This window comes from Pseudomonas sp. fls2-241-R2A-110, assembly GCF_030209165.1.
GTDB lineage: Bacteria > Pseudomonadota > Gammaproteobacteria > Pseudomonadales > Pseudomonadaceae > Aquipseudomonas.
In genome coordinates this window covers 167,349-179,381 of the sequence record NZ_JARVSN010000025.1, presented here as the reverse complement: position 1 = coordinate 179,381, position 12,033 = coordinate 167,349, and the positions used below count along the sequence as shown (strand labels likewise).

At 59.9% G+C, this 12,033-nt stretch carries 6 protein-coding genes; 2 read left to right on the top strand and 4 right to left on the bottom strand.

Features of this window, described 5'->3' with window-relative positions:
- Positions 1-96: 96 nt before the first annotated feature.
- Positions 97-1,431, bottom strand: a complete 1,335-nt coding sequence (locus QRN31_RS21590) for an MFS transporter (protein ID WP_285434439.1) — start codon at positions 1,429-1,431, stop codon at positions 97-99.
- A 192-nt stretch (positions 1,432-1,623) separates the two neighbouring features.
- On the opposite strand from QRN31_RS21590, the gene QRN31_RS21585 reads away from it, so the two are divergent.
- A complete protein-coding gene (locus QRN31_RS21585; protein WP_090183261.1) occupies positions 1,624-3,360 on the top strand; it encodes an IlvD/Edd family dehydratase in 1,737 nt (578 codons plus the stop codon).
- 207 nt (positions 3,361-3,567) lie between these two features.
- Complete coding sequence (locus QRN31_RS21580) at positions 3,568-4,296, top strand: FadR/GntR family transcriptional regulator (RefSeq protein ID WP_285434437.1); 729 nt, start codon at positions 3,568-3,570, stop codon at positions 4,294-4,296.
- Between the two features lie 166 nt (positions 4,297-4,462).
- On the opposite strand, the gene QRN31_RS21575 is transcribed toward QRN31_RS21580, so the two are convergent.
- From QRN31_RS21575 to pepN, 3 genes are all read right to left on the bottom strand, one after another.
- Positions 4,463-6,847, bottom strand: coding sequence for an efflux RND transporter permease subunit (locus QRN31_RS21575; protein WP_285434436.1), 2,385 nt, complete (start codon positions 6,845-6,847; stop codon positions 4,463-4,465).
- A 16-nt stretch (positions 6,848-6,863) separates the two neighbouring features.
- Entirely contained in the window at positions 6,864-7,916 is a 1,053-nt protein-coding gene (locus QRN31_RS21570; RefSeq protein ID WP_285434435.1) for a WD40/YVTN/BNR-like repeat-containing protein, read from the bottom strand.
- Between the two features lie 1,453 nt (positions 7,917-9,369).
- Complete coding sequence (gene pepN / locus QRN31_RS21565; protein WP_285434434.1) at positions 9,370-12,027, bottom strand: aminopeptidase N; 2,658 nt, start codon at positions 12,025-12,027, stop codon at positions 9,370-9,372.
- Positions 12,028-12,033: the final 6 nt, after the last annotated feature.

The window sequence follows — 12,033 nt, the reverse complement described above, 5'->3', positions numbered from 1 at the left end:
GAGCGAGCCTGCTCGCGATGAGGCCATACCATCCAACATCAACGTTGAGTGTCTGTCCGTCATCGCGAGCAGGCTCGCTCCCACAGTTGATTGGGGTCAGGCCTCAGGTTGGGTACGGCTCGCGCCGCGTGCACTCGCTGCGAACTGGTCCGACGGCAGCACATGCTTGCGCTCCAGCAGGCGATAAACCACACCGGTCAACACCAGCCCGAACACCATCACCCCCGACAGGAAATACAGCCCCGACGCCAGGTTGCCGGTGTATTCCTTCAGCGCACCAATCACGAACGGACCGATATAGCCGCCGAGGTTGCCCACCGAATTGATCAGCGCGATCCCGGCCGCTGCACTGGCGCCAGCAAAGAAGCGACCCGGCAAGGTCCAGAACACCGCCGTGCAGGAAAACAGCGCGAACGCCACCAGGCACAACGCAGCCAGTTGCAGCACCGGCAACGTCAGCCAGGCACTGAGGAACAGGCCGATGGCGCCCAACACGTAAAGCACCGCCAAATGACCGTAACGGTCATTCAGACGGTCGGAACTGCGCGGAATGATCAGCAAGCCAATGATCCCGAAGATGTACGGCACCGAAGACACGAACCCGGTCACCAGGTCAGTCCCGCCGAATTGTTTGATCAGCGTCGGCAGCCACAAGCCCAAGCCATAAATGCTCAACGTCACCGGCAGATAAAACAGCGCCAGCAACAACACGCGTTTGTCTTTCAGGGCGTGCAGCGGATTGCCGTGACGAGTCTGGCCGTAGGTCTCAAGGTCTTTTTTCAGTTCGCCGGTCAGCCAGTCCTTCTCGGCCTGATCCATCCATTTCACCTGTTGCGGACCATCCGGCAGGTAACGCAGCACCGGCCAGGTCAGCAGAATCGCCGGCGTGCCGATGACGATGAACAGCCACTGCCAGCCGTGCAGGCCAAGGGTGCCGTCCATGCCAAGCAGGCCGCCGGACACGGGGCCGGTGATCATCATCGCGATGGGTTGGGACAGGATGAACAGCCCGAGGATCTTGCCGCGATGGCGAATCGGGAACCATTGGGTGATGTAGTACAGAACGCCCGGGAAGAACCCGGCTTCGGCGGCACCGAGCAGAAAGCGCATCACATAGAAGCTGTGCGGTCCCTGGACGAAGGCCATGCCGATGGTGATCGCGCCCCAGGTGACCATGATCCGTGCAAACCAACGGCGGGCACCGAAACGTTCGAGCATCAGGTTGCTGGGGATTTCCAGCAGGAAATAGCCAATGAAGAACAGCCCGGCACCGAGGCCGTAGGCCGCATCACCGATGCCGATGTCCGCGCCCATGTGCAGCTTGGCGAAGCCGACCGCAGAGCGATCCACGTAGGCGATCAGGTACAGCAGGATCAGGAAGGGAATCAGTTTCAACGTGATGCGACGAATAAGCCGCAGTTCCTGGCTCATGAGATCGGTCTCCGATTGTTGTTGTTATAGAACCTCAGGGGACGCCTCTCGCCAAAGCTGCCAGGGCCATCCCTCCGTTGAAAACGACTATATAGTAATACTAATTGCCCAACAACACTTCCAAATGGCCGAATTTGAGCTTATGTTACGCCTTAGCTCGAACAATATAGTCATACAATAAGAGAATCGATCATGTCTGATAAGAAACCCACCCTGCGTTCCGCCCAATGGTTTGGCACTGCCGACAAGAACGGCTTCATGTACCGCAGCTGGATGAAGAATCAGGGCATCGCCGATCACCAGTTCCACGGCAAGCCAATAATCGGCATCTGCAATACATGGTCGGAACTGACCCCCTGCAACGCGCACTTCCGCCAGATCGCGGAGCACGTCAAACGCGGGGTGATCGAGGCCGGTGGTTTTCCTGTGGAATTCCCGGTGTTCTCCAACGGTGAATCGAACCTGCGTCCCACCGCCATGTTGACGCGCAACCTGGCGAGCATGGACGTGGAAGAAGCGATTCGCGGCAACCCGATTGACGGCGTGGTGTTGCTGACCGGTTGCGACAAAACCACCCCGGCGCTGCTGATGGGCGCGGCCAGTTGCGACGTGCCGGCCATCGTCGTGACCGGTGGACCGATGCTCAACGGCAAGCACAAAGGCAAGGACATTGGCTCCGGCACCGTGGTCTGGCAGCTCAGCGAGCAAGTGAAAGCCGGCACCATCACCATTGACGATTTCCTTGCAGCCGAGGGCGGCATGTCCCGTTCGGCCGGCACCTGCAACACCATGGGCACCGCGTCGACCATGGCTTGCATGGCCGAAGCACTGGGCACTTCCCTGCCCCATAACGCGGCGATTCCAGCCGTGGATGCGCGCCGTTACGTGTTGGCGCACATGTCCGGCATGCGCGCTGTAGAAATGGTGCGCGAGGACTTGCGACTGTCGAAAATCCTCACCAAGGAAGCCTTCGAAAACGCCATCCGCGTCAACGCCGCCATCGGTGGTTCGACCAACGCCGTGATTCACCTGAAGGCAATTGCCGGACGCATTGGCGTCGAACTGGATCTGGACGACTGGACCCGCATCGGTCGCGGCATGCCGACCATCGTCGACCTGCAACCGTCCGGGCGCTTCCTGATGGAAGAGTTCTACTACGCCGGTGGCCTGCCAGCCGTGCTGCGTCGCCTCGGCGAAGCTAACCTGATCCCGAACCCGAACGCCTTGACCGTCAACGGCAAGACGCTGGGCGAGAACACCAAGGACGCGCCGATTTACGGCGAGGACGAAGTGATCCGCACCCTCGACAACCCGATTCGTGCTGACGGCGGGATCTGTGTGTTGCGCGGCAACCTGGCGCCACTCGGTGCGGTGCTCAAACCGTCCGCCGCCAGTGCCGAGCTGATGCAACATCGCGGCCGTGCGGTGGTGTTCGAGAACTTCGACATGTACAAGGCACGCATCAACGATCCGGAACTGGACGTCGACGCGAACTCGATTCTGGTGATGAAGAACTGCGGACCAAAGGGTTATCCAGGCATGGCCGAAGTCGGCAACATGGGCTTGCCGGCGAAACTACTGGCCCAAGGCATAACGGACATGGTGCGCATTTCCGATGCGCGCATGAGCGGCACCGCGTATGGCACGGTGGTGTTGCATGTGGCACCGGAAGCGGCGGCCGGCGGACCTTTGGCGACAGTGAAGGAAGGCGACTGGATCGAGCTCGATTGCGCCAACGGACGCCTGCACCTGGACATTTCGGACGCGGAACTGGCCGCACGCATGGCCGACCTGCAACCGCCACAGCAATTGATCGTGGGCGGTTATCGCCAGCTGTACATCGACCATGTGCTGCAGGCGGATCAGGGTTGCGATTTCGACTTCCTGGTCGGCTGCCGCGGCTCCGAGGTCCCGCGACACTCGCACTAACCTCCCCCTGCCCTGTGGGAGCGGGCTTGCCCGCGATAGCGGTGGATCAGTCGCCATAACCGTCGAAAGTGATGGCCCCATCGCGGGCAAGCCCGCTCCCACATTGGCTCTACGTTCCGTTCAAGACTGCGCTTGCTCTGGCGACCGTGCGTGCCGCGCCTGCTATCATGCGCGGCACCTCCATCGCACAGGATCGCGCCGTTCCCCATGGATTACCGCAAACCCTCCGACCGCAAAAGCATGCACTCGCGCATCGTCCAGGAACTGGGCATGCAGATCGTCTCCGGGCGCTTCAAGCCGGACGACAAACTGCCCGCCGAAGCCCTGCTGTGTGAGGAGTACGCGGTCAGTCGCCCGGTACTGCGCGAAGCCACCCGTGTGTTGGTCGCCAAGGGCCTGGTGTATTCCCGTCCGCGGGTCGGCACCGTGGTCAAGCAGCGCAAGGAATGGCACATGCTCGACCCGGACGTGCTGCACTGGCTGATGCAAAGCAGTCCGCAGAATGAATTCTTCGATTTGCTGACCAGTGTGCGCAGCATCATCGAACCGGCCGCGGCCGCCCTCGCCGCGCAATTCGCGACCGACGCCGACATCGCCTCCATCGGTGAAGCCTACCAACGCATGGAAGCGGCACCGACGCCTGAAGCGCTTTTGCAACCAGACCTGGATTTCCACAGCCGCATCGCCGATGCGACCCATAACGACCTGTTGGCCAACCTGTGCAACATGTTGTCGGTGGCGATTGCCGAAGCATTGAAGCATTCCAACCAGCGGCCGAACCTGCATGAACTGGCGTTGCCACGGCACAAGGCGATTCTGACCGCGATCGAGAACCGTGATGCGCTGGGCGCACGGCATGCGACGCTGGTGCAACTCGATGATGCGCGCAGTGCGCTGAATGTGGTGCTGGGCACCGATCCCGCGAACCCACACTGAACCCTGTGGGAGCGAGCTTGCTCGCGATAGCTGAGTGTCAGCCAACATCAATGTTGAATGTTACGCCGCTATCGCGAGCAAGCTCGCTCCCACGGGGACTGGTGTGAAATTTTAGGCATAAAAAAGCCGCAACCTCAGGTTGCGGCTTTTCTGTTTCAGCCAGGGATCAATGAGCGAACAGCGAGTTGCCCTTCTGTCCAGCCAGTTTCTCCGGTTTGATCAGGAACCGTGCCAGCGCTGGCAACAGCCAAAGTGCGCCAAACATATTCCAGAGCAGCATGAAGGTCAGCATCAGGCCCATGTCGGCCTGGAACTTGATGGCCGAGAAAATCCAGGTGCACACGCCAATTGCCAGGCACAGGCCGGTGAACAGCACGGCTTTACCGGTGGACTTCAGCGTCTGGTAGTACGCCTCTTGCAACGGCAGGCCCGCCCGCAGGAAACTTTCCAGGCGGCTGTAGATGTAGATGCCGTAGTCCACGCCAATCCCCACGCCCAGCGCCACCACCGGCAGCGTCGCGACTTTCACGCCGATGCCCATGAACGCCATCAGGGCGTTGCCCAGGACCGAGGTCAGGACCAGTGGCAACACGATGCACAAGGTCGCCGCCCAGGAACGGAAGGTGATCATGCACATGGTCGCGACGCAGATGTAGACGAGGATCAGGATGGTCAGCTCGGATTCCTTGATCACCTCATTGGTGGCCGCCTCGATACCGGCGTTACCGGCCGCGAGGATGAATTCCAGGCCTTCCTTGTTGTTCTCCTTGGCGAAGTCCTGCACGGCATGCACCGCGCGATCCAGGGTGGCAGCCTTGTGATCGTTGAGGAACACCAGCACCGGCGCCAGGGAGCAACTGTTGTTGTACAGGCCGTCAGCACGAGCGATGGAATTGTTCAGCACGTCCGGGTTGCGCGACAGGGTTTCCCATTTCAGGTTGCCTTCGTTCATGCCCTTGATCATCTGCTTGGACACGGTCACCAGCGAGATCGCCGACTGCACGCCCTCGGTGTTCTGCATCTTCCACATCAGTTCGTCAATTGGCGCCATGGCTTCATAACGCGAGCAACCTTCGGCCTTGGTCTTGACCATCACCACCAGCACGTCGGAACTGGTGGAGTAATTGCTGATGATGAAGTTGTTGTCCTTGTTGTAGCGCGAATCCGGACGCAGCTCCGGCGCGCCTTGATCGAGGTCGCCGATTTTCAGGTTCTGGCTGTACCAGAGACCACCGCCAAAGGCCAGCAAGGCCAGGACGATCGACACCGGCGCTACCTTCGGGCTGGCAAAGTTCGCCAGCAGGCGCCAGAACGGGTGTTCGCGGTGGGCGTCTTTCTTGCTGCGCGCGACGGCACGTTTGCTGATACCGACGTAGGAAATCGCCACCGGCAGCAGAATCAGGTTGGTGAACACGATCACCGCCACACCAATGGAGGCCCCGATCGCCAGCTCACGGATCACACCGATGTCGATGATCAGCAGCGTGATAAAGCCCACGGCATCGGCGAGGATCGCGATCATCCCCGGCAGGAACAGTTGGCGGAACGTACGGCGTGCAGCGGTCAACGCGTTGTCCGCGTCACTGGACTGCAAGGCGATGCCGTTGATCTTCTGCACGCCGTGGGAAATACCGATGGCGAAAATCAGGAACGGCACCAGCATCGAGTAAGGATCGAGCCCGAAACCAAAAAAGTGCATCAGCCCCAACTGCCAGACCACCGCCACCAGCGTCGTACTCAATACCGCCACGGTGCTGCGCATGCAGTTGGTGAACCAGTACAGCAGGATCAAGGTGATGATGAAGGCGACGCCGAAGAACATCACCACCATGACCAGGCCATCGATCAGGTCGCCGACTTTCTTGGCGAAACCGACGATGTGGATCTTCACGTTAGGGTTCTGGACTTCGAACTTGTTGCGGATCTTGTCTTCAAGTTCGTGAGAGAACTTGCGGTAGTCCAGCGCCAGCAACTTGCCCTGGTCCTGCGGGTCCGGGTAGGACTCCAGCAGCGGAATATCGACGATGCTCGACTTGAAGTCGTTGGCCACCAGACGCCCGACCTGACCGGACTTGAGCACGTTGTTGCGCAACAGGTCGAGGCTTTGCTGGGAGCCGTTATAGCTCTGCGGGATCACTTCACCGCCGGCAAAACCCTCCTCCGTCACTTCGGTCCAGCGTACGCTCGGGCTCCACAATGACTTGAGGCCGGAACGGTCGACGCCGGAAATGTAGAACACTTCGTCGTTGATCTGGCGCAGGGTCTCCATGTATTCCTTGGAGAAGATGTCGCCGTCAGTGGCCTCCACGGAAATCCGCACCGTGTTGCCCAGGTTCGCCAGGTCGTTGCGGTGCTCCATCATCTTCTGGATGAAGGGATGCTCGAGGGGGATCATTTTTTCGAAACTGGTGGACGGCCGGATCAGCGTTGCCTGCCAGAACAGGAAAATGCTGACCAGCAGGCAGATGACGATCACTGCCGGGCGGTTATTGAAGATCAGGCGCTCAAGAAACGTCGCCTTGTCCTGTTGATGGGTTGTCATGGATGTCATAGCTCCGCCCTTCTTATTATTTGCCCAGCTCTGAGCCGGTTGGCGAAGTAGCGCGAACGCCGCCCTGTCCTGCCAGAATCAGATTACCGTTGCCTGCCGCCGTCACTGCCGACACGGAAATGCGATCCGGCCGGTTGAACACGCTGAAGGTTTCGCCGTTGTCGTTGCTGCGAATCACCGAACCGCCGTTGCCGACGATTACGATGGAACCGTCGTCGAGCAACGTGGCGCCCGACAGACCAAACTCCAGCGCACCGCGAGCCGCCTTGAGCTCGACCGGCTCCCAGGTGGTGCCGAAATCGGTGGAGCGAAACAGGTTGCCGCGCAGTCCGTAGGCCAACAGTGTGTTGGGCTGGGCGGTGCCGATCACGCCGAACAGCGAACCCTGGTAAGGACCTTCAAGCTTCTCCCAGGTCTGGCCCCAATCGGCGGAGCGGAACATGCTGCCCTGCTCGCCGACGATGAACAGCCCGGCATCCTTGACCGCCGCGATGGCGTTGAGGTGGTACTGGTCTTCGTTGTCCAGGCGGTCGCTGGCGTCTTCCCAGTTTTTGCCGCCGTCGGTGGTGGTCATCAAATTACCGTACGCGCCCACGGCAAAGCCGCTGTTGACGTCCTTGAACCAGACGTCGAGCAACGGCGATTCGCGTTTCAAATCTTCGAATTGCTTGGTCCATGTGACGCCGCCGTCCTCGCTGGCGAGGATCTGTGCGTCATGGCCGACGGCCCAACCGTGTTTGTCATCGACGAAATACACCGAGGTCAGCAGTTGCCGGGTCGGCACCTTGGCCTGGGTCCAGGTTGTGCCCTGGTCATCGGAGTACAGAATGTGCCCGCGATCCCCGACTGCCACCAGGCGTTTGCCGGCGTGGGCAACGTCGAGCATCAGGCTTTTGCTGGCTTTGGCGGATTCAACGGAATAGACCACATCGGACGCCGGCGCGGCAGTGGCCAGCGCGGGTCCCGACAACATGGCGCAGCCCAACAGCGAGAGCGCTGTAGCCAGCAACGCGAATTTGCGTATTGCCGGCGGGCGGCAGATACCCACACCCATGACAGGCTCACTCATAGACCTTCCCCCATTATTATTGTTAGGTCGTTTAACCTTTCAGGGCGCCGTAAGGGGTGTGCATCGTGATTGCCTGTTCTGGAGCATAGTCCTGAAATGCGCAATCTAGAGCCCCTTCGGAAGCTGGCTTATCCTATCGGGGTTTGGAAAGGTCTGACAATCGACGCCACGTTATGTTTTGTTAACCTGGGGGGTATGGGGAGCCAGTGAATGATGGAGCATTCGCAGGTGTGATATTTGATAGCAAGTGCATATCCGTTGCTGCGGTAACGGCTGATTATGGTTTCGCTCTTACAGCGAGTCCCTTTTTCAAACGCCAAAAAGGAACCAAAAGGCTTCGCCCCGGCGTACGGCGCCTCGCTGAGGCTCCGCGTACCCTCGCTACGGTGTCCATCAGGGGGCATCGCCTCCGGTCTGCTTCGCGACGACCTCCTCTCGATGTGTGCGGCTTCGCCGCACGGCGCTACGCGCCTAACCCCCTGATGGACACCTACGCTCGGCCTGCCGAAGGGGCGAAAGATCAAAAGCAGATCAAAATCAAGATCAAAAGCCACAGCCACAGCCACATTGCTGGTCGCCTTTTGCAGCCATGCACCGGGCTGACAAACCAGCTTCCACAGTTGGACTGGGCACATCAGGAAGATATTTGTCGGCTGGCAGGCCGCCATCGCTGCGATGCGGCGGCCCGACAAGCCAGCTCCCACAGGGGTCGGTGCACATCTGCAGGAGATTGGTCGGCTGGTCGGGCGCCATCGCTGGCAGGCCAGCTCCCACAAGGTTCGGTGTGCATCTGCGGGAGTTTGACCGGCTGGCAGGCCGCCATCGCTGCGATGCGGAGGCCCGACAAGCCAGCTCCCACAGGGGTCGGTGCACATCTGCAGGAGATTGGTCGGCTGGTTGGGCGCCATCGCTGGCAGGCCAGCTCCCACAAGGTTCGGTGTGCATCTGCGGGAGTTTGGTCGGCTGTCAGGCCGCCATCGCTAGCAGGCTAGCTCCCACAGTAAATCGGGGCATACCGCCCGCTCTTCACCACTCAACAGGATGAGCGTTAGCTCGGCTGCAGCTCTTGATCTTGATCCACGGGCGACATCGGAAGGCTGAGTGGAGGGATTCATCCGGGGTGGGAGCGCAGCGACCGTTCGACGAAGTCGAACACATCGAGAGGAGGTGCAGCGAAGCAAACCGGAGGCGATGCCCCCCGGATGGATCCCGGAGCGAAGGAACCCCGAGCCCCAGCGAGTGGGCCGAACGTAGGAGCAAGCGTTTTTTTGCTTACTTTTTTTAGGCGTTTGTAAAAAAAGTGAGTCGCCGTAAGGGCGAAACCGCCAGCCGCCGTTACCGCAGAAATGGATATGTACACCCAAAAACAACATGGTCAGCTATCAGGCCGCCATCGCGAGCAAGCTCGCTCCCACAGGGTTCGAGTGAACACCTGTGGGAACCCAAACCAACCTCAAGCCAAACTTTTACTGACCACCTCAAACACATCACTGGAAAGCTGCCCAGAAGCACGAATCCGCTCCAGCTCACCCTTCATCAACGCCTGACGCGCATCATCATATTTGCGCCAGCGAGTCAGCGGCGCCAACTGCCGCGAAGCAATCTGCGGATTAAACCCGTTCAACTCAATCACCAGATCAGCCAGGAACCGATACCCCGAACCATCCGCCGCATGGAAATTGATCAGATTCTGCCCCGCAAACGCACCCACCAGCGCCCGCACCTTGTTCGGGTTCTTGATATTGAACGCCGGATGCTGCATCAACTGCCGAACCCGCTCCAGACCACCCGGCAACGTGCTGCCCGCCTGAACACTGAACCACTGATCCATAACCAGCGGATTGTCCTTGAAGTGCTCGGCAAAACTCGCCAACGCCTTGGCCTTCTCGTCTTCGAACGGCGAATTCACCAACACCGCCAACGCGGTCAGGCGCTCGGTCATGTTATCGCTGGTCTCAAACTGCTCCAGCGTCGCCGCAAGGACTTCCGGCTTACCGCTAAGCATCAAGTACGACAGCGCAATGTTCTGCAACGCACGACGAGCGAAATGCTCAGCCTCAGCCACGTACGGGGTTTTCTTCGACAGATCGCGATTAGCCTGATAACGCAACCACAACGCCTCGAACAAACCCTCAGCCAACTGCTTGCGAGCAAACTCACGAGCGATGTGGATGGCATCAACATCCGCCACTTCGCTGATTTCAGTCAGGTAAGCCTCGCCCGGCAGCGAGAGCATTTCCGCCACCATCGCCTGATCCAGCGTCTCGTCGGACAGCACAGTGCGCAGAGCTGAAATCAGGCGCTGATCCAGCACCAGTGTCTCGCCCTTCTGATGCTGAGCGATCAACTCCTGCAACACCTGGACCGACAGTTGCTGACCGGCATCCCAGCGGTTGAAACCATCGCTGTCATGCTGCATCAGGAACATCAGCTGATCGCGGTTATACGGGAAGCTCAGTTTCACCGGTGCCGAGAACCCGCGCAGCAGCGAAGGCAGCGGCTGTTCAGCGATGTCGACGAAGGTGAACGTCTGTTCGGCTTCAGTCACCGAAATGACCCGCGAAGTGCCCTGGGCACTGGCTTCACCGGAAAGACGCAAGGCAATCGCCGCGCCTTTGGCGTCCAGCAGGCCCAGTTCCACCGGAATCACGAAAGGTAACTTCTCGACCTTGTCCGGGGTGGCCGGGCAGCTCTGGCGGAAGGTCAGGCTGTAGGTTTTCGCCGCGGCATCGTAAGACTCGCTGACCGCCAGGCGCGGTGTGCCAGCCTGGCTGTACCAGCGCTTGAATTGGGTCAGTTCGACACCGTTGGCGTCTTCCATGGCCTTGATAAAGTCATCGCACGTCACGGCCTGGCCGTCATGGCGATCGAAATACAGGTCGCTGCCTTTGCGGAACCCTTCGGCGCCGAGCAAGGTGTGGATCATGCCCACGACTTCCGAACCCTTTTCGTACACGGTCAGGGTGTAGAAGTTGGAAATCTCGATGAAGCTGTCCGGGCGCACGGCGTGGGCCATCGGACCCGCGTCCTCGGCGAACTGATGAGTGCGCAGGTACGCCACGTCCTGGATGCGTTTCACGGTCGCCGAGTTCATGTCGGCGGAGAAACCGGAATCGCGGAACACGGTGAAGCCTTCCTTCAACGACAACTGGAACCAGTCGCGGCAGGTCACGCGGTTGCCCGACCAGTTGTGGAAGTATTCGTGAGCGACGATCGCTTCGACACGCTGGTGCGCAGCGTCGGTCGCGGTTTCGGCGCGGGCCAGCACGGCGCTGGAGTTGAAGATGTTGAGGCCCTTGTTCTCCATCGCGCCCATGTTGAAGTCGTTGACCGCGACGATCATGAAGATGTCCAGGTCGTACTCGCGACCGTAAACCTCTTCGTCCCAACGCATCGACTTCTTCAAGCTGTTCATCGCGTGCTGGCACTTGTCGATGTTTTCCGGCTCGACATAGATGCGCAGCGCCACGGAGCGCTCGGTCATGGTGGTGAAGGTGTCTTCAACACACCACAAATCACCGGCCACCAGCGCAAACAGGTACGCCGGCTTCATGAACGGGTCTTCCCAGGTCGCCCAGTGACGGCCATCTTCGCCAGGACCACTGGCAATCGGGTTGCCGTTGGACAGCAGCACCGGATAGCTGTGCTGCTCGGCGACCACCGTGGTGGTGAACTTGCTCATCACGTCCGGGCGGTCAAGGTAATAGGTGATCTTGCGGAAACCTTCGGCCTCGCACTGGGTGCAGAACATGCCGCTGGATTTGTACAAACCTTCCAGCGCGGTATTGGTTTCCGGGTGAATGCGCACGCTGGTGTCGACCGTGAAGCGTTCGCTCAACGGCTGCAGCGTCAGATGATTTTCGGTCAGCTCATAGTCGCCAATGCCAAGCTCCCGGTCGGCCAGGTTGACCGTCAACAGCTCCAGCTGCTGGCCGTCGAGGACCAGCGGCGGCAAGCCCGGGCCACGCTCTGGATTGCGGCGCATCACCAGTTGCGCATGGACCAGGCTATGGTCCTCGAACAACTCGAAGGTCAGGTGCGTCTCGTCGATCAGGTACTCGGGCGCCTGATAGTCCTTCAGGTAAATCATCTTCGGTTGTTCGGTGCGCATGCTGGA